Annotated in this window: 20 protein-coding genes; 8 read left to right on the forward strand and 12 right to left on the reverse strand. The window is 72.5% G+C overall.

The window, feature by feature from the left end; genetic code table 11:
• Window positions 1-41 precede the first annotated feature (41 nt).
• The 3 genes from ACIA5F_RS12390 to ssd are packed head-to-tail and all read right to left on the reverse strand — an operon-like array spanning window position 42 to window position 3219.
• Window positions 42-926 carry a type II secretion system F family protein gene (locus ACIA5F_RS12390; protein WP_399351911.1) on the reverse strand — a complete coding sequence of 295 codons (885 nt, stop codon included), beginning with the start codon at window positions 924-926 and terminating at the stop codon, window positions 42-44.
• A complete protein-coding gene (locus ACIA5F_RS12395; protein WP_399351909.1) occupies window positions 923-2071 on the reverse strand; it encodes a TadA family conjugal transfer-associated ATPase in 1149 nt (382 codons plus the stop codon). The genes ACIA5F_RS12390 and ACIA5F_RS12395 overlap by 4 nt, the downstream gene beginning before the upstream one ends.
• Window positions 2068-3219, reverse strand: a complete 1152-nt coding sequence (ssd, locus tag ACIA5F_RS12400; protein ID WP_399351981.1) for a septum site-determining protein Ssd — start codon at window positions 3217-3219, stop codon at window positions 2068-2070. Before ssd ends, ACIA5F_RS12395 begins: the two co-directional genes overlap by 4 nt.
• A 490-nt stretch (window positions 3220-3709) precedes the next feature.
• Here ssd and ACIA5F_RS12405 point away from each other — a divergent pair, with 490 nt between their 5' ends.
• Window positions 3710-4576 carry an HAD family hydrolase gene (locus tag ACIA5F_RS12405; RefSeq protein WP_399351907.1) on the forward strand — a complete coding sequence of 289 codons (867 nt, stop codon included), beginning with the start codon at window positions 3710-3712 and terminating at the stop codon, window positions 4574-4576.
• Between the two features lie 514 nt (window positions 4577-5090).
• Here ACIA5F_RS12405 and ACIA5F_RS12410 read toward each other — a convergent pair.
• Complete coding sequence (locus ACIA5F_RS12410; RefSeq protein ID WP_399351905.1) at window positions 5091-5912, reverse strand: oxidoreductase; 822 nt, start codon at window positions 5910-5912, stop codon at window positions 5091-5093.
• A 109-nt stretch (window positions 5913-6021) separates the two neighbouring features.
• On the opposite strand from ACIA5F_RS12410, the gene ACIA5F_RS12415 reads away from it, so the two are divergent.
• On the forward strand, window positions 6022-7044 hold the full coding sequence (locus ACIA5F_RS12415) for an ATP-binding protein (RefSeq protein ID WP_399351904.1): 1023 nt from the start codon (window positions 6022-6024) through the stop codon (window positions 7042-7044).
• Here ACIA5F_RS12415 and ACIA5F_RS12420 read toward each other — a convergent pair.
• Window positions 6998-8311 (reverse strand): hypothetical protein, encoded by a 1314-nt coding sequence (locus ACIA5F_RS12420; protein WP_399351902.1) that lies wholly within the window; start codon window positions 8309-8311, stop codon window positions 6998-7000. The two genes, ACIA5F_RS12415 and ACIA5F_RS12420, sit on opposite strands and share 47 nt — an antisense overlap.
• Window positions 8312-8545: 234 nt before the next feature.
• On the opposite strand from ACIA5F_RS12420, the gene ACIA5F_RS12425 reads away from it, so the two are divergent.
• The 5 genes from ACIA5F_RS12425 to ACIA5F_RS12445 all read left to right on the forward strand — a co-directional run bounded on the left by ACIA5F_RS12425 (window position 8546) and on the right by ACIA5F_RS12445 (window position 16190).
• Window positions 8546-10921 (forward strand): bifunctional SulP family inorganic anion transporter/carbonic anhydrase, encoded by a 2376-nt coding sequence (locus ACIA5F_RS12425; protein ID WP_399351900.1) that lies wholly within the window; start codon window positions 8546-8548, stop codon window positions 10919-10921.
• 148 nt (window positions 10922-11069) lie between these two features.
• Window positions 11070-13067, forward strand: coding sequence for an acetate--CoA ligase (gene acs, locus ACIA5F_RS12430; RefSeq protein WP_399351898.1), 1998 nt, complete (start codon window positions 11070-11072; stop codon window positions 13065-13067).
• A gap of 206 nt (window positions 13068-13273) precedes the next feature.
• The gene (gene nhaA, locus ACIA5F_RS12435; protein ID WP_399351896.1) at window positions 13274-14695 is read left to right on the forward strand and encodes a Na+/H+ antiporter NhaA; all 1422 of its coding nucleotides are present in this window, start codon (window positions 13274-13276) and stop codon (window positions 14693-14695) included.
• A gap of 92 nt (window positions 14696-14787) precedes the next feature.
• Window positions 14788-15246, forward strand: coding sequence for a phage holin family protein (locus ACIA5F_RS12440; RefSeq protein ID WP_399351894.1), 459 nt, complete (start codon window positions 14788-14790; stop codon window positions 15244-15246).
• Window positions 15243-16190 (forward strand): alpha/beta fold hydrolase, encoded by a 948-nt coding sequence (locus ACIA5F_RS12445; RefSeq protein WP_399351892.1) that lies wholly within the window; start codon window positions 15243-15245, stop codon window positions 16188-16190. The genes ACIA5F_RS12440 and ACIA5F_RS12445 overlap by 4 nt, the downstream gene beginning before the upstream one ends.
• 537 nt (window positions 16191-16727) lie before the next feature.
• Here the strand turns inward: ACIA5F_RS12445 and ACIA5F_RS12450 are convergent.
• The 3 genes from ACIA5F_RS12450 to nth form a co-directional block, all read right to left on the reverse strand.
• Window positions 16728-17930 carry a MarP family serine protease gene (locus ACIA5F_RS12450; RefSeq protein WP_399351979.1) on the reverse strand — a complete coding sequence of 401 codons (1203 nt, stop codon included), beginning with the start codon at window positions 17928-17930 and terminating at the stop codon, window positions 16728-16730.
• Between the two features lie 13 nt (window positions 17931-17943).
• The gene (locus ACIA5F_RS12455; protein ID WP_399351890.1) at window positions 17944-18699 is read right to left on the reverse strand and encodes an NUDIX hydrolase; all 756 of its coding nucleotides are present in this window, start codon (window positions 18697-18699) and stop codon (window positions 17944-17946) included.
• 160 nt (window positions 18700-18859) lie between these two features.
• A complete protein-coding gene (gene nth / locus ACIA5F_RS12460) occupies window positions 18860-19723 on the reverse strand; it encodes an endonuclease III (protein ID WP_399351887.1) in 864 nt (287 codons plus the stop codon).
• A 251-nt stretch (window positions 19724-19974) separates the two neighbouring features.
• On the opposite strand from nth, the gene ACIA5F_RS12465 reads away from it, so the two are divergent.
• A complete protein-coding gene (locus tag ACIA5F_RS12465; protein ID WP_003981529.1) occupies window positions 19975-20649 on the forward strand; it encodes a Crp/Fnr family transcriptional regulator in 675 nt (224 codons plus the stop codon).
• 216 nt (window positions 20650-20865) lie between these two features.
• Here the strand turns inward: ACIA5F_RS12465 and ACIA5F_RS12470 are convergent, their stop codons facing one another.
• From ACIA5F_RS12470 to ACIA5F_RS12485, 4 genes are all read right to left on the reverse strand, one after another.
• Window positions 20866-21711 carry an MBL fold metallo-hydrolase gene (locus ACIA5F_RS12470; protein ID WP_399351885.1) on the reverse strand — a complete coding sequence of 282 codons (846 nt, stop codon included), beginning with the start codon at window positions 21709-21711 and terminating at the stop codon, window positions 20866-20868.
• Entirely contained in the window at window positions 21708-22613 is a 906-nt protein-coding gene (locus ACIA5F_RS12475) for an NUDIX hydrolase (protein ID WP_399351883.1), read from the reverse strand. Before ACIA5F_RS12475 ends, ACIA5F_RS12470 begins: the two co-directional genes overlap by 4 nt.
• Window positions 22614-22801: 188 nt before the next feature.
• Window positions 22802-23275, reverse strand: a complete 474-nt coding sequence (locus ACIA5F_RS12480) for a RidA family protein (protein WP_399351881.1) — start codon at window positions 23273-23275, stop codon at window positions 22802-22804.
• Entirely contained in the window at window positions 23272-23433 is a 162-nt protein-coding gene (locus ACIA5F_RS12485) for a DUF4177 domain-containing protein (RefSeq protein ID WP_399351879.1), read from the reverse strand. The genes ACIA5F_RS12480 and ACIA5F_RS12485 overlap by 4 nt, the downstream gene beginning before the upstream one ends.
• Window positions 23434-23487 lie beyond the last annotated feature (54 nt).

A 23487-nucleotide genomic window follows, 5' to 3' on the forward strand; every position in this document is an offset into this window, starting at 1 on the left:
AGACAGCGTCGCCCCCAGGCTGTGGACCGCGAAGCCGCCCCTCACCGCTCCCCCGCCCGTACGATCCGCAGGCACCACACCGACCCCAGCGCTTCCAGCACCCCGCCCGCCAGCAGACAGCCCCATCCCATCGGGGTGTGCAGCAGCACGTGCAGCGGATCAGCCCCCAGCCCGGCGCCGATCAGCAGCCCCACCAGTGGCAGCAGGGCCAGCACCACCGCCGTCGACCTCGCCCCCGCCATCTGGGCCCGGAGCGACTCCCGCCGGTCCCGCTCGGCCCGCAGCGCGGCCTCCAGCCGGTCCAGACCGGCGGCCAGCCCCGCGCCGCCGTCCACCGACACCTGCCAGCAGGCGGCCATTCCCGCCAGTCCCTCCGCGCCGGGCTCCCGCGCCGCCTGGCGCAGCGCCCCGGGCACGTCCCCGCCGAACGCCGCGGCGGCCAGTACCCCCGTCTCCGCCGCGCCGGGGCCGCCGGGGCCCGGGGCCGTACGGCGCATCGCCGCGGTGAGCGCCTGTCCCGGCTGCGCCCCGGCCCGTAGTTCCCCGGCCGCGGCTGCGCACAGCGCCACCACCTCCGCGGCTCGCGCGGTCCGGGCCCGCTCCCGTTCGCGCCGCCGCAGCCACCGCCGCACCAGGGGCATCGCGGCGACCCCCACCACCAGCGGGATCACCGACGACCCCAGCAGCGCCACCACCAGCCCGGCGCCGAGGCACGCCCCTTCCCGCCACCGCGCGGCCCGCACCCGGACCGCGATCACGAGCCGCTCCCGGAGGACCGGCCCGCCCGGGACCACCGGTCCGCCACCGGCCAGGACCAACCGGGCGCGCCGGGAAGCCCGGTCACCTCCGGCCAGCGCCCCGGCGACCGCCGCGGCACACAGCACCCCGGCGAACACCGGTACCGGCAGTACCGTCCCGGCGCTCACCGCGCACCTCGCAGCAGCGGTTCCAGCCGCTCCCAGCCCCGTTCCCGCACGAAGCCCCGCGCGCCCCAGCGCAGCGCCGGTACGGTGAACACCAGTCCTGCGGCGTCCCGCTCCAGCACGTGCACCTCGGCCACCCTGCGTTGTCCACCCCGGTCCCGGACCAGGTGGACCACCAGGGTCAGGGCGGCGGCCAACTGGCTGTGCAGGGCGGCCCGGTCCAGTCCCGCGGCCGTCCCGAGCGCCTCCAGACGGGCCGGGACGTGCGCGGCGGCGTTGGCGTGGACCGTGCCGCAACCACCTTCGTGCCCGGTGTTCAGGGCGGCGAGCAGGTCCGCCACCTCGGCGCCCCGGACCTCCCCGACCACGAGCCGGTCCGGCCGCATCCGCAGCGCCTGGCGGACCAGGTCCGCCAGGGTGACCAGCCCGGCCCCTTCCTGATTGGCGGGGCGGCTCTCCAGCCGCACCACATGGGGGTGGTCGGGCCGCAGCTCGGCCGAGTCCTCCGCCAGCACGATCCGTTCACCGGGTCCGACCAGTCCCAGCAGGGCGCTGAGCAAGGTGGTCTTGCCCGTCCCGGTACCACCGGAGACGAGGAACGACAGCCGGGCCTCGACCATGTCCCTCAGCAGCCGCTGGCCGCCGGGCGGCAGTGTCCCCGCCACGACCAGCTCCTCCAGCGTGAACGCCTTCGGCCGCACCACCCGCAGCGAGAGGCAGGCCGAGCCCACCGCCACCGGGGGCAGCACGGCATGGAGCCGGGTCCCGTCCGGCAGCCGGGCGTCCACCCAGGGCCGGGCGTCGTCCAGCCTGCGCCCCGCGACGGCGGCCAGCCGTTGGGCGAGCCTGCGCACCGCCTCGGCCCCGGCGAACGTCACCCCGGTCAGTTCCAGTCCGCCGCCGCGGTCGACCCACACCCGGTCCGGGGCCGCCACCAGCACATCGGTGACCTCGGGGTCACGGAGCAGTGCTTCCAGCGGGCCCGCGCCGACCAGCTCGGAGCGCAACTCGGCCGCCACGCCGAGCACTTCCGCGTCCCCCAGCAACCGCCCCTGGGCCCGCAGGGCCGCCGCCACGCGGGCCGGGGTCGGCTCGGCGCCGCTCTCGGCGAGCCGCTGGCGCACCGCGTCCAGGAGTACCGCACTCATACCGGCGCCCCCTGAGCGGAACCGGTGGAGCCGAGCGCGCGCTGCCAGAAGCCGTCGCAGAAGCGGGCCAGCACGCTCCGCCCCTGGGACCCGGGCGGCTCCCCCTCGGCCACCCGCCCCGGGAGCCCCACCTCGGCCGGCACCTCACCGGCCAGCGGCGCACCCAGCAGTCCGGCCACCGCCTCGGCGTCGAGGCCGCCGGGGCAGCGGCCCCGTACGACGACGCGGACGTCCCGGGCCACCATCCGGACCCCGGCCGCCACCCGGCCGGCGGCGGCCACCGCCCGCAGCTCGCCCGGCACCACCATCAGGACGAGATCCAGCTGCGCCAGTACCTCGGCCACGGTTTCGTCCACCCGCCGCGGCAGGTCGACCACCACCACCCCGCCCCGGCGGCGGGCGGCGGCCACCACCGACCGCATCGCGGCGGGCGGCACCACGACCCGGTCCCCGCGGTCCCAGCTGAGCACGCGCAGCGCGTGCAGTTCGGGCAGGGACTCCTCCAGGGCTCCGGCGCCGACCCGTCCCCGTGAGGCCGCGAAGTCCGGCCAGCGCAGCCCTTCGGCGGTCTCACCGCCCAGCAGGACGTCCATGCCGCCGCCCAGCGGGTCGCCGTCGATGAGGATGGTCCGCTGCCCGGCACGGGCGGCGCGGACGGCCAGGGCGCAGGCGAGGGTGGAGGCTCCGGCTCCGCCGCTGCCTCCGATCACGCCGACGGTGAGGGCGGGGCGCCCCGCGCCCTCCACCACGTCGGCGATGCGGTCGACGAGCTGGTTCTCGGCGTCGGGAAGCCTCAGCACCTCCTCGGCCCCGATCTCCACCGCCCGCTGCCACACCAGGGGGTCGTCCAGGTCCCGGCCGACCAGGAACACCCCGCTCCTGCGCGGCGCCCCGCGCACCCGCCGGGCGGCGTCGTCCCCGACCAGGACGAGCGGCGCGGATTCCCAGCCGATGCCGCCCCGGTCCCCGGCGGACTCCTCCTCCCCGTCTCCGCCGGGCCCGCCGACGGTTCCGCTTTGCTCCGGCACCGTGTGACGCACATGCGGTTCGGCTCCCGCGGCGGCGCACAGCCGCAGCAGGTCGTCGAGCAGCTGCGGGTCCTCGGTGATGATCAACGGCCGCCCAGCACCGGGCGCGGCTCCCGTCACCGGGGCCTTCGGGACTTCACACGACTTCGATCGAGCCACGATCTCCGCCCCCTTCTCACAGCAAATCCAGCACCGCGGACTTCGCGGCTGGAATCACCGTGCCGTGATCGGGAAAAGGGAGTGGATCTTGCTTGAAATCTGTGGACGACGAGCCGATTGTGAATAACTCCGTCACCCCGACAGGTGACTTCCGGAGCGCGGCGGAACCACTACGCAGCGTCACGAGTTGGGGGAGGTGAGGGTCTTCGACACGCAGGCCCACGGACGGGAAAGGGGCCAGGAGATGATCACTTGGGGCCGAAGGCAGGGACGCGAACCGCGTCCGGACATGCGACGACCCCCGCCGGGGGGGAGAGCGGGGGTCGTCCCCACGGTCCGACTCGGGGGGGGAGGAGCCAGACCGGGTTAGCACGGTCGCGAACGATCCGTGACTTCCATGGTGTACCCGAGAGGCTTCTCAGGCAAACCCACGCGCCACACCTTACGCCGAATGGTGGGCGCATATGCTCAAGGCGTGGAAAATCAGCCCTTGCCGCGCTCCTTGCCCCGCACCGCTGCCTTCTTCGACCTGGACAAGACGGTCATTGCGAAGTCGAGCACTCTGACGTTCAGCAAGTCCTTCTACCACGGGGGGCTGATCAACCGGCGAGCCGTGCTGCGTACCGCTTACACGCAGTTCATCTTCCTGGCCGGCGGCGCCGACCATGACCAGATGGAGCGGATGCGCGAGTACCTCTCAGCCCTCTGCAAGGGCTGGAACGTGCAGCAGGTCCGGGAGATCGTCGCGGAGGCCCTGCACGACCTGATCGACCCGATCATCTACGACGAGGCGGCCTCGCTGATCGAGGCCCACCACACGGCGGGACGCGATGTGGTGATCGTGTCGACCTCCGGGGCGGAAGTGGTCGAGCCGATCGGGGAGATGCTCGGCGCGGACCGGGTCGTCGCGACACGGATGGTGGTGGGCGAGGACGGCTGTTTCACCGGCGAGATCGAGTACTACGCCTACGGCCCCACGAAGGCGGAGGCCGTGCGTGAGCTGGCGGAGTCGGAGGGGTACGACCTGGCGCGCTGCTACGCGTACAGCGACTCGGCCACCGACGTGCCGATGCTGGAGGCGGTCGGGCACCCGCACGCGGTGAACCCGGACCGCGCGCTGCGGCGGGAAGCCGTCGCGCGGGAGTGGCCGGTGCTGGTGTTCAACCGGCCGGTACGGCTGAAGCAGCGGCTGCCGGGGCTGTCGATGCCGCCCCGGCCCGCGCTGGCCGCCGCGGCGGCCGTGGGTGCGGCGGCGGCCACCGCCGGGCTGGTCTGGTACCTGAGCCGGCGCCGGGGTCACGCGTCGATCGTCACCTGAGCCGCGCTCCCGGGCCCGGACCGTCCGGCTCCGCCGCTTCCCCGCGCCGGGCCCGCCCGGGCGGGCCCGGCGCGGGGGCCCAGGCGCCCTGGCCGGGCGCCGGAAGGGCGGGGGGATACGACCCCGGGGGCGTGTCGGGGCAGGTACGGGTCCGTGCGCGGGTGACGCACAGACACCCTGTCGGGTTTAGTCGGTTTCGTCCGGAAAAGTAAAGAAGTGCGGCCAGGGCTTTCGCTCACCTCCGAAGCGGAGTACAAAGGAGTCAACGGCCCGCGAGACCAAAGAACATCCGAGAGGATCATCTTTACAACGCAGTAAGGCCCACGGACCGAAGCATGAACGCCGAGGACCCACGCGACGTCGACCCGTCGAATACGGGCCAGCCGCACCAGGTGACGGGCAGAGTTCCCGGCCTGATGGGCAATCATCGAGGACGCTTGGTACCTGGGCGCAAGTGCCAGCGGCGACACCAGAGCAAGACGGTGTCGCCGCAACCCCGTTCAGGGGAGGAACCTCACGCCGCGCCGCGCTGGAGCGCTTCGCAGACCGCCGTCGACTCCCTGGCGCCGAGTCCGACCGCCCGGCCGCAGTGGGCGATCCAGGCGGCCATCCCCTCCGGAGTCCCGGACACATAGCCCTCGAAGGCCGCCAGGTACGCCGCCCGGCCCTGCTCCGCATGACCCACCTCCGCCGGGCAGACCGCCTTCGGGTCCAGGCCGCTGTTGATCAGGACGATGCGTTCGGCCGTCCGCGCGATCAGCCCGTTGTACGAGGCGAAGGGGCGCAGCGCCAGCAGCTCGCCGTGCACCACCGCGGCCGTGACCAGCGCCGGGGCCGAGCCGCCCGCGACGACCAGGCCGGAGAGGCCTTCCAGCCGCCCCGCCACCTCCTGGGCGTCGGGCAGTTCCAGCTCCACCAGGGGTTCGTCCACCGGCTCGTCGCCCAGCCGGGGACGGCCCACCACGTCCCCGTCCGCCGTCGAACCCGACGCCACGAGGTGCAGGCGCGCGAGGACCCGTAGCGGCGACTGGCGCCAGATGCTCAGCAGCTGACCGGCCTCCGCCGTCAGCCGCAGGGCCGCGCCCACCGTGCGCGCCTGCGGTTCCGAGCCGAAGTCGGTCCGGCGGCGCACCTCCTCCAGCGCCCAGTCCGCCCCGGAGAGCGCCGCGCTCCCGCGGGCGGCGCGCAGTGCGGCCTCCGAGGCGATCTCCGGGCTGCGGCGGCGCATCACCCGGTGTCCGTAGACCCGGTCCACGGCCTTGCGTACGGAATCCACGGACTCGGCGACGCCCGGGAGGGCGCCCAGGGCGGCCAGCGGGTCGGAAGCGCTACTCATAAGTAGGGAGCCTACGCACTGCGCACCCCCGCCACCGACCCCTCCTTGGAGTGGTCTTCTTCACTCACCTTGACCACACCACGCGGTCGATCCACTACTCTTGGTGAACATGAAGATCGCTTTCGTGGGAAAGGGCGGCAGCGGCAAGACGACGCTGTCCTCCCTCTTCATCCGCCACCTCGCAGCCAACGAAGCCGCCGTCGTCGCCGTGGACGCCGACATCAACCAGCACCTGGGTGCCGCGCTCGGACTCGGTGAGGACGAGGCCGCCGCGCTGCCCGCCCTGGGTGCGCACCTGCCGCTGATCAAGGACTACCTGCGGGGCTCCAACCCGCGCATCCCGTCCGCCGACGCGATGATCAAGACCACCCCGCCCGGCACCGGATCGCGCCTGCTGCGGGTCACCGAGGACAACCCGGTGTACGAGACCTGCGCGCGCACGCTGCTGCTCGACGGGGAGCCCGTACGGCTCATGGCCACCGGACCGTTCACCGAGTCCGATCTGGGGGTGGCCTGCTACCACTCCAAGGTCGGCGCGGTCGAGCTCTGCCTCAACCACCTGGTCGACGGCCCGGACGAGTACGTCGTCGTCGACATGACGGCCGGTTCCGACTCCTTCGCCTCGGGCATGTTCACCCGGTTCGACGTGACCTTCCTGATCGCCGAGCCGACCCGCAAGGGCGTCTCCGTCTACCGCCAGTACAAGGAGTACGCGCGGGACTTCGGGATCACGCTCAAGGTGGTCGGCAACAAGGTCCAGGGGCCGGAGGACGTCGATTTCCTCCAGGACGAGGTGGGCGAGGACCTGCTCGTCACCGTGGGGCACTCGGACTGGGTGCGGACGATGGAGAAGGGCCGGCCGGCCGCCTTCGAGCTGCTGGAGGCGACCAACCGGCTCGCCCTCCAGACGCTCCAGAACGCCGCCGACGACTCGTACGCGCACCGCGACTGGGCCCGGTACACGGAGCAGATGGTCCACTTCCACCTGCGGAACGCGCAGAGCTGGGGCAACGCCAAGACCGGGGTCGACCTGGCGGACCAGGTCGACCCCGATTTCGTCCTGCACGAGGGGATCGAGGGGCTCGTCAGCCCTCGTTCGCACCCGCATCAGCCGGCTCAGCAGCCGGCTTGACATCCGCGGGGGCGGACGGCTTGGCCGGCGGCCCCGCGGTCAGGAACTTGGCCCAGCCGTCCTTCGGCGTCTGGCCGACGTCGAGCGTGCGCATCCATTCCAGGGTCTTCGGGTCCTGGGCGTCCAGCCAGTCGGCCAGCTCGCGGAAGGGCACGCAGCGGACCTCCTTGCGGGTGCACATGCTCTTGATGGACTCCTCGACGGCGCGCATGTAGGTGCCGCCGTTCCAGGACTCGAAGTGGTTGCCGATGATCAGCGGCGCGCGGTTGCCCTGGTAGGTGCGATCGAACGCCTGCAGCAGGCCGTCGCGCATCTGGTCCCCCCAGTAACCGTGCTGCGAGGGGTCGCCCTGCGTCGTCGTGCCGGACTGGTTCACGAGGTAGTTGTAGTCCATGCTCAGGGTCTCGAAGGCGCGGCCCGGCAGGGGTACGAGCTGGAGCGGGAGGTCCCAGAGCCCGTCCGTCTTCTTGGGCCAGATCTGCTTGCTGATGCCGCTGGAGTCGTAACGGAAACCCATGTCCTTCGCCGCCAGCATGAAGTTCTTCTGGCCTTCGAGGCAGGGGGTCCGGGCGCCGATGAGCTCCTTGTCGTAGTCGAAGGGGAGCGGCTCCTGGTTCTTGAGGCCGGCGTTGGTCCTCCAGTTCTTGACGAAGGACTTGGCCTGGTTGATCTCGCTCTTCCACTCGGCGACGGACCAGGTGCCGACGCCGCCGTCGGGGCCGCAGAAGTGGCCGTTGAAGTGCGTGCCGATCTCGTTGCCCTCCAGCCAGGCCCCGCGGACCTGGGTGACGGTGTCCTTGATGCCCTGGAGGTCGCCGAAGCCGATGTCGGAGCGGCCGGGCGAGTGCTGCGGCGCGGTGTAGAGGGAACGCTTCTCCTCCGGCAGGAGGTACACACCGCTGAGGAAGTAGGTCATCCGGGCGTTGTACTTCTTGCCGACCTCGCGGAAGTGCGAGAAGAGCTTCTGGCTGTCCTCGCCGGCCCCGTCCCACGAGAACACCACGAACTGCGGCGGCTTCTCGCCGGGCTTGAGCTTCTGCGCCTTCTGCACGTGGGGCTGCTGGCCGGTGTACACGGTCGAGCCGTCGCCGATGGGCCGCTTGACGGTGCCGGGGGCGGGTGCCTCCGGGGCTCCGGCGCCCTCCTTGGTGGCCTGGCCGCCGGGGGCGGTGGGCTTGGCGGGCCCCGAGGTGCTGCACCCGGCGACCCCCAGGACCAGCGCCGTGGCGACCAGGCCACCGGCGATCTTCTTCGTGGCGGCGATCATCCGTCCACCTCTCCCTCGCAGTTCCTTCGCAGGACTTCCGCGCCGCAACGTCCCATGCGGTCTGCTTTGAAGAAGGTGTGACAAGCCGTACTAAATACTTAATCACCCTTGCGGGGGAATTCGTAGGCTATTTGCCCGTATTACCTACCGCAGATCTTTACTCTCCATTACCGTTCATTTACCGAGTGTTGAGACTCCCGCCGCTTCACCCCTCCGACCGAGGAGACGGGACCTATGACAGCCACCTCCCCGGACACCGCTTCAGGCGTCCGTACGGCCACCTCCCCCACGCGTCCCCGCAAGGACCTGCCCGCAGACCTCTCCGCCTCCGTCGCCGTCTTCCTGATCGCCCTGCCCCTCTCCCTGGGCATCGCCCTGGCCACCGGCGCCCCGCTCCAGGCCGGCCTGGTCGCGGCAGCCGTCGGGGGAATCGTGGCCGGGCGGCTCGGCGGGGCTCCGCTCCAGGTCAGCGGGCCCGCCGCCGGACTCACCGTCGTCACCGCCGAGTTGATCCAGCGTTACGGATGGCGTACCACGTGCGCCATCACGGTGCTCGCCGGCGTGTGCCAGCTCGCCCTCGCCGCGCTGCGGACCGCGCGGTCGGCGCTCATGGTGAGCCCGGCCATCGTGCACGGCATGCTCGCGGGCATCGGCGTGACCATCGCCCTGGCCCAGCTGCACATCGTGCTCGGCGGCACCCCGCAGAGCTCCGCCGTGGCCAACGTCAAGGGGCTGCCCGCCCAGTTGGCCGACCTGCACCCCGCGTCGCTCGGCATCAGCCTGCTGACCATGCTCGTCCTGCTCGGCTGGACCCGGCTGCCCGGGAAACCGGGCCGGGCCCTGCGCAAGGTGCCGGCCGCGCTCGCCGCCGTCACCGCGGCCACCACCGTCGCGGCGCTGGCCGGGCTCACCCTGCCCCGGGTGGACCTGCCCTCCTGGCGCAGCCACGCCCTGCCCGAGCTGCCCCAGGGGCCGGTCCTCGGCCTCATCGCCGCTGTCCTGACCATCACCCTCGTCGGCAGCGTGGAGTCCCTGCTCTCCGCCGTCGCCACCGACAAGCTGATCGCCTCCGAGCGGGGTACGGAGAACCGTCCGCCACGCGCCGACCTCGACCGGGAGCTGCGCGGCCAGGGTGCGGCGAACATCGTCTCCGGGGCGCTGGGCGGGCTCCCCGTCACCGGGGTCGCCGTCCGCAGCGTGGCGAACGTCAAGTCCGGCGCGGTCACCCGGAGGTCGTCCATGCTGCACGGGTTCTGGGTCCTGCTGGCGGCCGGACTGTTCGTCCCGGTCCTCGACCTGATCCCGCTGGCCGCGCTGGCCGCGCTGGTGATGGCGGTGGGGGTGCAGATGGTCAGCATCACCCATCTGCGCAACGTCACCCGGCACCGGGAGATCCTGGTCTACGGGGCGACGATCGTCGCCGTGGTCCTCGGCGGGGTCCTGGAGGGCGTCGCCATCGGCATCGCGGTGGCGGTGGCCGTCGCCCTGCACCGGGTGGCCCGGACCCGGATCACCCTGGAGGAACTGGACAGCGGGGTCCACCTGGTGTGCGCGCGCGGGCAGCTGACCTTCCTGGCGGTGCCTCGGCTGAGCCGGGTGCTGAACCAGATCCCGGCCTACGGGCACGCGGTGGTCGAGCTGGACGGCTCGTTCATGGACCACGCCGCGTACGAGACGCTCCAGGACTGGCAGGACTCCCATCTGGCGCACGGGGGCTCCCTCGAAGTCACCGGCCGCTCCGGGGCCCGTATCTCCGAAGCCGGGCCGGAGTCCGGGCCGGGACCCGACCACGGCGGGAGCCCGCGCGCGGCGCACCACTGCTGCCGGCCCTGGACCCCCTGGCAGAACCACTGCGACCACCGGCCCACGGGCGCGCGTACGGCGTCGGAGGCGGAGCGGACCGCCTTCGAGGAGGCGGCGGCGCCCGCATCGCGCAAGCGCGGCGCCGGGCAGCTGGCCAGCGGGATCAGCGCCTTCCAGCGGGACACCGCACCCCGTGTCCGCGAGGAGCTGGCCCGGCTGGCCCGCGAGGGCCAGCGGCCCTCGCAGCTCTTCCTCACCTGCGCGGACTCCCGGCTGGTGACCAGCATGATCACGGCCAGCGGCCCGGGGGACCTGTTCACCGTCCGCAATGTCGGCAACCTGGTCCCGCCGCCGGGGGCCGAGTCCACCGACGACTCGGTCGCGGCGGCCATCGAGTACGCCGTGGACGTGCTCAAGGTGGACAGCATCACGGTCTGCGGGCACTCGGGCTGCGGGGCGATGCAGGCCCTGCTCAGCTCCGTGCCCGGGGCGCCGGTGACCCCGCTGCGCCGCTGGCTGCGCCACGGCCTGCCCAGCCTGGAACGGATGGCCAGCCGCCACCACGCCTGGGCCCGGATCTCGGGGCGGCTCCCGGCGGACGCCGTGGAGCAGTTGTGCCTGACCAACGTGGTGCAGCAGCTGGAGCACCTGCGGGCGCACGAGTCGGTGGCCCGGCGGCTCGCCGAGGGCACGCTGGAGCTGCACGGGATGTACTTCCACGTGGGCGAGGCCCAGGCCTACCTGCTCTCCGCGGGCGAGGACTTCTTCGACTGCCGTGTCTTCGACAGCGTGGGACAGCACGTCTGAACCGATACCCTCCCGTATCCGTGCAATCGGTTGGCCTCCTCCCGCCCTGGTGGCGGGGGGAGGCCAACTGTGCGTCGGTCCGGAAGGGGTATAGGTCTACACCAATTTCCGGCTACCCCTTGTCACCCGGGCCGCTGACTGATGAGCTATGCCCGGGGACACAACGGACACCCTGGGAAAGGGAGATGTCGTGAGCAATGACAGCCTGGCCAATCTGCTCAAGGAGGAGCGGCGGTTCGCACCGCCTGCCGATCTGGCCGCCGCCGCCAATGTCACAGAGGCTGCGTACACACAGGCCGACGCGGACCGGCTGGGCTTCTGGGCCGAGCAGGCCCGGCGGCTGACCTGGGCCACCGAGCCCACCGAGACGCTGGACTGGTCCAACCCGCCCTTCGCGAAGTGGTTCGCGGACGGCAGTCTGAACGTCGCGTACAACTGCGTGGACCGTCACGTCGAGGCGGGCAACGGCGACCGGGTCGCCATCCACTTCGAGGGCGAGCCCGGCGACAGCCGCGCGATCACCTACGCGGAGCTCAAGGACGAGGTCTCCAAGGCCGCCAACGCCTTGACCGAGCTGGGCGTCCAGGCCGGTGACCGGGTCGCGGTCTACCTGCCGATGATTCCCGAGGCGGTCGTCGCGATGCTCGCGTGCGCCCGTGTCGGCGCCGCGCACTCGGTGGTCTTCGGCGGATTCTCCGCCGACGCCGTCGCCTCCCGCATCCAGGACGCCGACGCCAAGCTGGTGATCACCGCCGACGGCGGCTACCGCAGGGGCAAGCCCTCCGCGCTGAAGCCCGCCATCGACGAGGCCGTCGCCAAGTGTCCGCAGGTGGAGCACGTCCTCGTCGTCCGCCGGACCGGACAGGACACCGCCTTCAGCGAGGGCCGCGACGTCTGGTGGCACGACATCGTCGGCCGCCAGTCCGCCGAGCACACCCCGCAGGCGTTCGACGCCGAGCACCCGCTCTTCATCCTCTACACCTCGGGGACCACGGGGAAGCCCAAGGGCATCCTGCACACCTCGGGCGGCTACCTCACGCAGGCCGCGTACACCCACCACGCGGTGTTCGACCTGAAGCCGGAGAGCGACGTCTACTGGTGCACCGCCGACATCGGCTGGGTGACCGGGCACTCGTACATCGTCTACGGGCCGCTCGCGAACGGCGCCACCCAGGTGATGTACGAGGGCACGCCGGACACGCCGCACCAGGGCCGGTTCTGGGAGGTCGTGCAGAAGTACGGCGTCACCATCCTGTACACGGCGCCCACGGCCATCCGTACGTTCATGAAGTGGGGCGACGACATCCCCGCGAAGTTCGACCTGTCGAGCCTGCGCGTGCTGGGCTCCGTCGGCGAGCCGATCAACCCCGAAGCCTGGATCTGGTACCGCAAGCACATCGGCGGCGACCGCTGTCCGATCGTGGACACCTGGTGGCAGACCGAGACCGGCGCGATGATGATCTCCCCGCTGCCGGGCGTCACCGAGACCAAGCCGGGCTCCGCGCAGCGCGCGCTGCCCGGGATCTGCGCCACCGTCGTGGACGACGAGGCGCGCGAGGTCCCGAACGGCGGTGGCGGCTACCTGGTGCTCACCGAGCCGTGGCCGTCGATGCTGCGCACCATCTGGGGCGACGACCAGCGGTTCATCGACACCTACTGGTCCCGCTTCGCGGGCAAGTACTTCGCGGGCGACGGCGCCAAGAAGGACGAGGACGGCGACATCTGGCTGCTCGGCCGGGTGGACGACGTGATGCTGGTCTCCGGCCACAACATCTCGACCACCGAGGTCGAGTCGGCGCTCGTCTCGCACCCCTCGGTCGCCGAGGCGGCCGTCGTCGGCGCCAACGACGAGACCACCGGCCAGGCCATCGTGGCCTTCGTCATCCTGCGCGGCACCGCCTCCGAGACCGACACCCTGGTCGCGGAGTTGCGCAACCACGTCGGTGCCACGCTCGGCCCGATCGCCAAGCCGAAGCGGATTCTGCCGGTCCAGGAGCTGCCGAAGACCCGCTCGGGCAAGATCATGCGCCGGCTGCTGCGCGATGTGGCGGAGAACCGCGCGGTCGGTGACGTCACCACTCTGGCCGACTCCTCGGTCATGGACCTGATTCAGTCCAAGCTTCCTGCCGCGGGCAGCGAGGACTGACACTCCCGCACCCACGGCGGTGAGCAGGGGCATTCGGCGCAACGCGCCGGATGCCCCTTTCGCGCATAAAGTGACGATCACCGGATACGACCTTGCGTGCACCCTGTAAAATATTGAAAGCGTAAAGAAAGTCCACAGGGTGTGCCGGGAAGTCTGGTCGGCAAGTGCTTCGCCATGCCGTCCAACCCACCCCGGAGGTTCCTCACGTGGCCGCGCCCCGCTCCACCGACCCCCAGAGCCGCAAGCTGCTCGGCCGGCTCTCGCTGCCCGAGCGCCGGTTCGTCGCCGACGCCCTGCGCGCCGAGACGGTCGGCGGTGTGCTGCTCCTCGTCGCCGCGATAGCCGCCCTGATGTGGGCGAACATCCCCGCCGTCTCGGACAGCTACGACAGCGTCCGCAACTTCCACATAGGCCCCGCCGCCCTCGGACTGGACCTCTCGCTCCAGCACTGGGCGGCCGACGGCCTGCTCGCCGTCTTCTTCTTCGTCGCCGGCATCGAGCTCAAGCGCGAACTCGTCGCGGGCGACCTGCGCGACCCCAAGGCCGCCGCCCTCCCGGTCGTCGCCGCCCTGTGCGGCATGGCCGTGCCCGCGCTGGTCTACACCCTGGTCACCACCCTCGGCAACGGCTCGACGAGCGGCTGGGCGGTCCCGACCGCCACCGACATCGCCTTCGCGCTCGCCGTCCTCGCGGTCATCGGCACCTCGCTGCCGTCCGCCCTGCGCGCCTTCCTGCTGACCCTCGCGGTCGTCGACGACCTCTTCGCCATCCTGATCATCGCGGTCTTCTTCACCAGCGACATCGACTTCCTGGCGCTCTGCGGCGCGCTCGCGGGCCTGGTCCTCTTCTGGTTCCTGATCCGCAAGAACGTCCGCGGCTGGTACCTCTACGTCCCGCTGGCCCTGGCCATCTGGGGCCTGATGTACAACAGCGGCGTCCACGCGACCATCGCGGGCGTCGCCATGGGCCTGATGCTGCGCTGCCACCGCAAGGACGGCGAGGAGCACTCCCCCGGCGAGCACATCGAGCACATGGTCCGGCCGCTCTCGGCCGGGCTGGCCGTGCCCCTCTTCGCCCTCTTCTCCGCCGGGGTCTCCCTCTCCGACCACGCCATCGCCCAGGTCTTCACCCGGCCCGAGACCCTCGGCGTCGTCCTCGGCCTGGTCGTCGGCAAGACCGTCGGCATCTTCGGCGGCACCTGGCTGGCCGCCCGCTTCACCAAGGCCGAACTGAACGAGGACCTCGCCTGGCCCGACGTCTTCGCCGTGGCCACGCTCGCCGGCATCGGCTTCACCGTCTCCCTCCTGATCGGCGAACTCGCCTTCGCCGGGGACCAGGTCCTCACCGACGAGGTCAAGGCCGCCGTCCTGATCGGCTCCCTCATCGCCGCCGTGCTCGCGGCCGTCATGCTCAAGCTCCGCAACCGCACCTACCAGGCGCTCACCGAGGCCGAGGAGCGCGACGAGGACCACGACGGCATCCCGGACATCTACGAGGAGGACAAGCCCGACTACCACCTGCGGATGGCCAGGATCTACGAGGAGAAGGCCGCGGAACACCGCCGCAGGGCCGCCGCCGCGACCGAAGCGACCGCCGGGTCCAGCGGCGGGGGCAACCGTCCGGCATGATCTGACTGACGACGCGGGACAGCCGCCGAAAGCCGCCGACGGCACAGACGTCACGGACGGCCCCGGCGGCAGACGACAAGAGGGAGAGAGTGATGAGCGCAGTGGACCAAGAGGCGCGAGGAGCCGAGCGCACACTCGGCCAGCTGGTCGCCTCGGCCACCGCCGAGATGTCCGCCCTGGTGCACGACGAGATCGCCCTCGCCAAGGCGGAACTCCGCCAGGACGTCAGGCGCGCGGGGATCGGCAGCGGCGCGGCCGTGGCCGCCGGAGTGCTCGCGCTCTTCTCCCTCCCGGTGCTGAGCTTCTCCGCGGCCTATGGAATCCACAGCACCGGACTCGGCCTGGTCTGGTGCTTCCTGATCGTGGGCGCGGCCTTCCTGCTGATCGCGCTCCTGCTGGTGCTGCTGGCCGTGGCGAAGTTCAAGAAGGTCAAGCCGCCGGAGCGGACCATCGCCTCGGTCAAGCAGACCGCGGCGATCGTAGGGACCGTCAAGCCGCACCCGCGACCGGTGAGTGAGCAGGCCCTGGGTGTGACACGCTCCTCCTCATGACAGCGCCCACGCCGGACTCCAGCACTCCCCCCACGGCCGCCTCGGTGGTCCGGCGGGAGGGCCCCTGGACGCACCGGGACGTCGCGGCCAACGGCGCCCGCTTCCACGTGGCCGAACTGGGCGACGGGCCGCTGGTGCTGCTGCTGCACGGCTTCCCGCAGTTCTGGTGGACCTGGCGCCACCAGCTGACCGCGCTCGCCGACGCCGGCTACCGGGCGGTCGCGATGGACCTGCGCGGGGTGGGCGGCAGCGACCGGACCCCGCGCGGCTACGACCCCGCCAACCTCGCCCTCGACGTCACCGGGGTCATCCGCTCCCTCGGCGAGCCGGACGCCGCCCTCGTCGGGCACGACCTGGGCGGCTACCTCGCCTGGACGGCGGCCGTGATGCGGCCCAAGCTGGTGCGCCGGCTCGTGGTCTCGTCCATGCCGCACCCGCGCCGCTGGCGCTCGGCGATGCTGTCGGACTTCGGGCAGACCCGGGCGAGTTCGCACATCTGGGGCTTCCAGCGGCCCTTCGTCCCCGAGCGGCAGCTCATCGCCGACGACGGGGAACTCGTGGGGCGCCTGATCAGGGAGTGGTCGGGGCCGCGCCCGCCGCAGGACGAGGACGTCGACGTCTACCGGCGCGCCATGTGCATCCCGTCCACCGCGCACTGTTCGATCGAGCCGTACCGCTGGATGATGCGGTCGACGGCCCGCCCGGACGGGCTCCAGTTCAACCGGCGCATGAAGCGGCCGGTGCGCGTGCCGACGCTGCATCTGCACGGCTCGCTCGATCCGGTGATGCGGACGCGGAGCGCGGCGGGTTCCGGGGAGTACGTCGAAGCCCCGTACCGCTGGCGGCTGTTCGACGGCCTGGGGCACTTCCCGCACGAGGAGGACCCGGCGGCCTTCTCCGCCGAGCTGGTCAACTGGCTCAAGGACTCCGAGCCGGACCGCTGACCACCCGTCGGCCCGCCGGGGCGCCCGCCGGGGCGCCCGCCGGGCCCTCCTTCACTTGCCGCGCGCATAGGCCAATTGGCCGCCCCGGACGGGATTACCGACCTTGGGCCACGGGCACAGCTCGATGTATGGGCTGGACGCACGACGACTACGGTGACACCGCACACGAAAGCCGCCCGGCCACCCCGCCGGGCCCCCACGAGAGGGCGGGCCGGCACGGCCACGACCCCCGACTCGGAATCTCCCGCATCCTGCGCCGCAGGGCCCGCTGGGTCTCCGCGCGCCTGCGCCACACCCGGACATGACCACCACCGGCCCGCCCTGCTGCCGTACCGGGCGGCGCGGGCCGGTGGACCTTTCCGGTCGGACGGGCCTAGGCCCTGTCGTCAAAGTGATGCCTGGCCCGCGACGCCCGGCACCGCACCTCACCGCGTTGCCGGAGCGCCCAAGTACTCCAGTACTACGGGCACCCCTCCGCCTTGCGATGCACGGCACCGGGCGCCACGGGCCTTACCGGCATCACTTTGACGACAGGGCCTAGAGGGCGCAGCCCTGGCTGTCGACACGGCGGTCGGCGGTCGTGCCGAGCCGGATGTCGTCGCGGATCTCGTCCGCCGTCAGCGCGTAGCCGGTGTTCGGGTCGTCGAGGGACTTCGCGAAGACGACCCCGTACACCTTGCCGTCGGGCGCCAGCAGCGGTCCGCCGGAGTTGCCCTGGCGGACCGTCGCGTAGAGCGAGTAGACGTCGCGGCGGACGGTGTCCCGGTGGTAGATGTCCGGCCCGTTGGCGTTGATCCGGCCCCGGACCCGGGCCGCGCGGACGTCGTAGCCGCCGTTCTCCGGGAAGCCCGCGACGATCGCGTCGCCGCCGCTCACCGCGTCCTTGTCGGTGAACTCCAGTGGCGGAGCCTTCAGGCTGGGCACGTCCAGGACGGCGATGTCGCGCGCCCAGTCGTAGAGCACGACCTTGCCGTCGTAGAGCTTGCCCTCGCCGCCGACCTGCACGGTGGGCTCGATCACCCCGCCGACGACATGCGCGTTGGTCATCACCTTGCCGGGCGCGAAGACGAAGCCCGTGCCCTCCAGCACCTTGCTGCACGTGGGCGCGGTGCCGACGACCTTCACGATCGAACGTTTGGCCTGCTCGGCTACGGAGCCGTGCGCGAGGGCCGGATCGGGCTCCTTGACCTCGGTGATCTGCTCGTCGGCGAACGGGCTGAAGACCTGCGGGAAGCCGCTCCGCGCGAGGGTGGAGCTGAAGTCCGAGAACAAGGTGTTCGCCTGGCTGGGCATCACACGTGACACGCCGAGGAGCACCTGGGAGGCGCGGACCTCCTTGCCGAGGGTGGGCAGGGAGGTCCCGGCGAGCGCGGAACCGATCAGCCAGGCCACCAGCAGCATCGCGACCACGTTGACCAGCGCGCCGCCGGTCGCGTCGACCGCGCGCGCCGGTGACCAGGTGATGTGGCGACGGAGCCGGTTGCCGAGGTGGGTGGTGAACGCCTGGCCGATCGAGGCGCAGACGATGACCACGACGACGGCGAGGACGACGGCCGTGGGCGAGACCTGGGTGCCGTTGTCGGTCACCCGGTCCCAGACCAGCGGGAGCAGGGCCACGGCGACGAGGCCACCGCCGAGGAAGCCGGTCACCGACAGGATGCCGACGACGAACCCCTGGCGGTAACCGACGATCGCGAACCACACGGCGGCGAGCAGCAACAGGATGTCCAGCACGTTCACGTGGGTCACCGTCTCACGCGCTCCAGTCCAGCGGGACCTGCCGCGAGCGGTCCCACGGACGCTCCCAGCCCGCGAAGTACAGAATCCGGTCGATCACCCCGGCGGTGAAACCCCAGACCAGAGCCGATGCGACGGTGAAGGCCGGGCCGCGGTAACCGGCGGGGTGGACGACGGTGACGCGGTGCGCGGGGTCCGTGAGATCCGCCACGGGGACGGTGAAGACGCGCGCCGTCTCGGCCGGGTCCACGGCGCCGACCGGGCTGGGGGCCCGCCACCAGCCGAGGACGGGGGTCACGACGAACTCGCTGACCGGGATGTAGAGGCGGGGCAGCACCCCGAAGACCTGGACCCCGGCGGGGTCGAGGCCGGTCTCCTCCTCGGCCTCGCGCAGGGCGGCGCGGAGCGGGCCGGTGGTCCGCGGGTCGCCGTCCTGCGGGTCGAGGGCGCCACCGGGGAAGGACGGCTGACCGGCATGCGAACGGAGGCTCCCGGAGCGCTCCATGAGCAGCAGCTCGGGGCCGCGGGGACCCTCGCCGAAGAGGACGAGGACAGCGGACTGGCGGCCTCCGCCGTCCTCGGGCGGCAGGAAGCTGCTGAGCTGGAGCGGCTCGACGGTCCGGGCGGCCCGCTCGACCGGTTCCAGCCACCCGGGCAGACCGGCGACGGAGACCGCGGGGGCGGCCGGTGCCGGTCTCGCGCGCGCGGCGGGCCCCTCGGCCCCGGCCGGTCCCGCGAACTCCGTGGGCCGGTTCTGCGTCGCCCCAGTCATAGGCACCCCTGTCCATGTTCTCCCACACCGCCCAACGCGGTCCGGGTACCGATTCGTTCCGCCGGGCCGGTCCGCCGACCTGTCCCGCCGCTCCGCCGGGCCGGTCCGCCGCTCCGGTCCGCCGCTCCACCGGGCCGGTCCGCCGCGGGCCGCGGGCCGGTCAGGACTCCGTGGCACCGCCCAGCGGCGGCGCCGGAAGCCCCGGGTAGTCCGGGGGCGGGCTCAGCCGCTGGCCCGGACGGCCGCCCTTCTCGTACTTCAGCAGCAGCCGCGCCTTCTCCGGATCGGTCTCGCCCTCCCCGTACGCCGGGCAGAGCGGGGCGATCGGGCAGGCACCGCAGGCCGGTTTGCGCGCGTGGCAGATCCGGCGTCCGTGGAAGACGACACGGTGCGACAGCATCGTCCACTCGCTCTTGGGGAAGATCGCGCAGATCTCCGCCTCGACCTTCACCGGGTCCTCCTGCCCGGTCCACTTCCAGCGGCGGACCAGGCGGCCGAAGTGGGTGTCCACCGTGATCCCCGGAACACCGAAGGCGTTACCCAGGACCACGTTGGCCGTCTTGCGGCCGACTCCGGGCAGGGTCACCAGGTCCTCGATGCGGCCCGGGACCTCCCCGCCGAAGTTGTCCCGCAGGGCCTGCGAGAGGCCGAGCAGGGACTTGGACTTCGCCCGGAAGAACCCGGTCGGCCGGATGATCTCCTCCAGGTGCTCGGGGGCCGCCGCGGCCATGTCCTCGGGGGTCGGGTAGGCGGCGAAGAGGGCCGGGGTGGTCTGGTTCACGCGCAGGTCGGTGGTCTGCGCGGACAGCACGGTGGCCACCAGCAGCTCGAAGGGGTTGCGGAAGTCGAGCTCCGGGTGGGCGTACGGATAGATCTCGGCCAGTTCGCGGTTGATACGGCGGGCCCGGCGGACCATGGCCAGGTGGGATTCGGGCCTGACCGCCTTCGGTTTCTTGGCCGAACCTTTGCCCTGAGGACGGGCCGGGGCCTTCGTGGACGCCTTCTCAGGGGGTTGTTCGCCCACGGCTGAATCGCGGAGCCTCGTCACTCCTGTGGACCCCTTGGCCTGTGCTCTCACCGGGTTATTGGACACCCGACCAGCCTAGGGCCGGTCGCCGACAGCCGCCCGGACCTCAGGTAACACCACCCCGATCGGCCTCTCGCCGCACACCACGCCCTGACGTCCGGCATCCTTGTGACTGATCGCACTGTTTGAGCCGTCCGGCAAAATGGGGAGCACGCTCCCCTGAGCTGGTCGACATAGGAGAGAGACTCGTGGACGACGTACTGCGGCGTGCCCCGCTCTTCGCGGCGCTCGATGACGAGCAGGCCGCGGAGCTCCGCGCCTCCATGGGCGAGGTGACCCTCGCACGTGGTGACGCACTGTTCCACGAGGGCGACCCCGGTGACCGGCTGTATGTCGTCACCGAGGGCAAGGTGAAACTGCACCGCACCTCCCCCGACGGCCGCGAGAACATGCTGGCCGTCCTCGGCCCCGGCGAGCTGATCGGCGAGCTGTCGCTGTTCGACCCGGGCCCGCGCACCGCCACCGCCACCGCGCTGACCGAGGTCAAGCTGCTCGGCCTGGGCCACGGAGACCTCCAGCCCTGGCTGAACGCCCGGCCCGAGGTCGCGACCGCGCTGCTGCGCGCCGTCGCCCGGCGCCTGCGCAAGACCAACGACCAGATGTCCGACCTGGTCTTCTCCGATGTCCCGGGCCGCGTGGCGCGGGCGCTCCTCGACCTGTCGCGCCGCTTCGGCGTGCAGTCGGAGGAGGGCATCCACGTCGTCCACGACCTGACGCAGGAGGAACTCGCGCAGCTCGTCGGCGCCTCCCGCGAGACCGTGAACAAGGCCCTGGCCGACTTCGCGGGCCGTGGCTGGCTCCGGCTGGAGGCCCGCGCGGTCATCCTGCTGGACGTGGAGCGGCTGGCGAAGCGGTCCCGCTGACACACGCCGTACGGCGTGTGCTGTGTGACATCTGACGGCTGAGGGCCGGGGGATGACGCCCGGAGACCGGCCGGCCGTCGTGAAGGGTCCCGCCCGATGGGCGGGGCCCTTTCGCGCGTCCCCGCCCGCTCCCCGGCCCCGGGAGGCCGCGGAGCGCCCGTACCCCGGGTCAGGGGCCGGTCAGGCCCCCGCCCGGGCCGGGCCGGGGCCGCCGGGTCATTCCGGTCCGCCCGGGATCAGGCCGTGCTCCCGCAGGTACTCCAGCTGCGCCTGTACGGACCACCGCGCGGCCGGCCACAGCGAGCGGTCCACCTCCGCGTAGACGTGGGCCACGACCTCCTCGGGGGTGACGAAACCGTTCTCCACCGCCGTCTCGATCTGGGCGAGGCGGTGCGCTCGGTGGGCCAGGTAGTACTCGACGGCGCCCTGCGCGTCCTCCAGCACCGGCCCGTGGCCCGGCAGGACGGTGTGGACCCCGTCGTCCACGGTGAGCGAGCGCAGCCGGCGCAGCGAGTCCAGGTAGTCCCCGAGCCGGCCGTCGGGGTGGGCGACGAGCGTGGTGCCGCGGCCGAGGACGGTGTCCCCGGTCAGGACGGCCCCGTCGGCGGGCAGGTGGAAGCAGAGCGAGTCGGAGGTGTGCCCGGGGGTCGGCACGACGCGCAGCTCCAGCCCGCCGGTCCGGATCACGTCCCCGGCGGCCAGCCCCTCGTCGCCGAGGCGCAGCGCGGGGTCGAGGGCGCGGACCTTCGTACCGGTGAGTTCGGCGAAGCGGCCCGCGCCCTCGGCGTGGTCGGGGTGGCCGTGGGTGAGCAGGGTGAGGGCGACCCGCCGGCCCGCCCGCCCGGCGGTGGCGACGACCTCACGCAGGTGGGCCTCGTCCAGCGGACCGGGGTCGATGACGACGGCCAGGTCCGAGCCGGGCTCGGCGACGATCCAGGTGTTGGTCCCGTCCAGGGTCATCGCGGAGGCGTTGGGGGCCAGCACGTTGACCGCGCGGGCGGTCGCGGGCCCGGAGGTGACGGCCGCGCGGGGCCGGCCGGGCAGGGCGGCGGCATCGGTCACGAGGGGGTACCTCCGGGGCTTACCCGCCGGGTGAACTCGTCGTGGCCCGGCCAGCTGAGCACCAGCTCGTCCCCGTCCAGCACGGCCCGCGCCAGCACCGGGGCGAGATCCCGCCCGGCGGCGGCGCCGAGCACCTCGGCGGCGCGCGCGTAAGGCTCCAGGGAGCGCAGGGTGGAGATGGTGGGCGGCATCATCAGCAGCTCGCCCCGGTCGTAGCCGTCGGCGGCGTCGGCCGGGCTGATCCAGACGGTCCGGTCGGCCTCGGTGGAGGCGTTGCGGGTGCGCTGGCCCCCGGGGAGCGCGGCGACGAAGAAGCAGGTGTCGTAGCGGCGGGGCTCGAACTCCGGGGTGATCCAGCGCGCCCAGGCCCCGAGCAGGTCGGAGCGGAGCCGCAGGCCCCGGCTGCCGAGGAACTCGGCGAAGGACAGCTCCCTGGCCACGAGCGCCCGCCGGCCGGCCTCCCACTCCTCGCCGGTGGTGTCGCCGACGACGGTGTCCGGGCCCTCCCCGGCGAGCAGGACGCCCGCTTCCTCGAAGGTCTCGCGCACGGCCGCGCACACGATGGCCTGGGCGGTGGCGGTGTCGGTCCCGAGCCGCGCGGCCCACTCCCGCCGCGACGGACCCGCCCAGCCGACGGCACGGTCCTCGTCGCGCGGGTCGACCCCGCCGCCGGGGTAGGCGTACGCGCCCCCGGCGAAGGCCATGGAGGCCCGGCGGCGCAGCATGTGCACGGCGGGTCCGGCAGGGGTGTCGCGCAGCAGCATGACGGTGGCGGCGCGGCGGGGCGCGGCCGGGGTGAGCGAGCCGGCCGCGAGCGCGCGGATGCGGTCGGGCCACTCCGGCGGGTACCACTGGCCTCCGGGGGAGGGCTGTCGCTGACCGTTCTGAGCATGGGGCGGCATGACGGGATGCTACGGCCATCCGGCCCGATGTTCGAGAGCCCCCCGCCCGGACCCGCCCGGGACCCGCCCGGACCGGCCCTGGCGGGGCCCGGACCAGGCCCCGCCAGGGCTCCGGCCCCCGGAACGCGGAACGGGCCACGGTCGCGCTCCGCGCGCGGCCGTGGCCCGTGAACACCGGATCGGGAAGGTCAGGCCCCGGGAACCAGCTCGACCTGGATCTCGACCTCGACGGGCGCGTCCAGCGGCAGGACCGCCACACCGACCGCGCTGCGGGCGTGGACGCCCTTGTCGCCGAGGATCTCGCCCAGCAGCTCGCTCGTCCCGTTGATCACGCCCGGCTGGCCCGTGAAGTCCGGGGCCGAGGCGACGAAGCCGACGACCTTGACGACACGGGCGATCAGGTCGAGGTCACCGGTCACGGACTTGACGGCGGCCAGGGCGTTCAGCGCGCACGTGGCGGCCAGCTCCTTGGCCTGCTCCGCCGAGACCTCGGCGCCGACCTTGCCGGTGACGGGCAGGCTGCCCTTGACCATCGGGAGCTGCCCCGAGGTGTACACGTAGGAGCCCGACCGGACGGCCGGCTGGTACGCGGCCAGCGGCGGGACGACCTCGGGCAGGATCAGGCCGAGCTCGGCGATCCTCGCCTCGACCGCCCCGCTCATGCCCTCTCCCGCTTGAGGTAGGCCACGAGCTGCTCGGGGTTGTTCGGGCCGGGCACGACCTGGACGAGCTCCCAGCCGTCCTCGCCCCAGGTGTCCAGGATCTGCTTGGTGGCGTGGACCAGCAGCGGGACCGTCGCGTATTCGAACTTCTTGGTCATGGGGGCGAGCGTAGTGCCTCGCCCCGCAGGGCTCACGCACACCCGTCCCCGGGG

This window comes from Streptomyces sp. NPDC051567 (genome assembly GCF_044454165.1).
Classification (GTDB): Bacteria; Actinomycetota; Actinomycetes; order Streptomycetales; family Streptomycetaceae; genus Streptomyces.

Coding starts and splice junctions, on each gene's coding strand:
- ACIA5F_RS12395 (WP_399351909.1), bottom strand. CDS start 2,071: ATGAGTGCGGTACTCCTGGACGCGGTGCGCCAGCGGCTCGCCGAGAGC.
- ACIA5F_RS12405 (WP_399351907.1), top strand. CDS start 3,710: ATGGTGGGCGCATATGCTCAAGGCGTGGAAAATCAGCCCTTGCCGCGC.
- ACIA5F_RS12410 (WP_399351905.1), bottom strand. CDS start 5,912: ATGAGTAGCGCTTCCGACCCGCTGGCCGCCCTGGGCGCCCTCCCGGGC.
- ACIA5F_RS12415 (WP_399351904.1), top strand. CDS start 6,022: ATGAAGATCGCTTTCGTGGGAAAGGGCGGCAGCGGCAAGACGACGCTG.
- ACIA5F_RS12420 (WP_399351902.1), bottom strand. CDS start 8,311: ATGATCGCCGCCACGAAGAAGATCGCCGGTGGCCTGGTCGCCACGGCG.
- ACIA5F_RS12425 (WP_399351900.1), top strand. CDS start 8,546: ATGACAGCCACCTCCCCGGACACCGCTTCAGGCGTCCGTACGGCCACC.
- acs (WP_399351898.1), top strand. CDS start 11,070: ATGCCCGGGGACACAACGGACACCCTGGGAAAGGGAGATGTCGTGAGC.
- ACIA5F_RS12440 (WP_399351894.1), top strand. CDS start 14,788: ATGAGCGCAGTGGACCAAGAGGCGCGAGGAGCCGAGCGCACACTCGGC.
- ACIA5F_RS12445 (WP_399351892.1), top strand. CDS start 15,243: ATGACAGCGCCCACGCCGGACTCCAGCACTCCCCCCACGGCCGCCTCG.
- ACIA5F_RS12455 (WP_399351890.1), bottom strand. CDS start 18,699: ATGACTGGGGCGACGCAGAACCGGCCCACGGAGTTCGCGGGACCGGCC.
- ACIA5F_RS12475 (WP_399351883.1), bottom strand. CDS start 22,613: ATGCCGCCCCATGCTCAGAACGGTCAGCGACAGCCCTCCCCCGGAGGC.
- ACIA5F_RS12480 (WP_399351881.1), bottom strand. CDS start 23,275: ATGAGCGGGGCGGTCGAGGCGAGGATCGCCGAGCTCGGCCTGATCCTG.
- ACIA5F_RS12485 (WP_399351879.1), bottom strand. CDS start 23,433: ATGACCAAGAAGTTCGAATACGCGACGGTCCCGCTGCTGGTCCACGCC.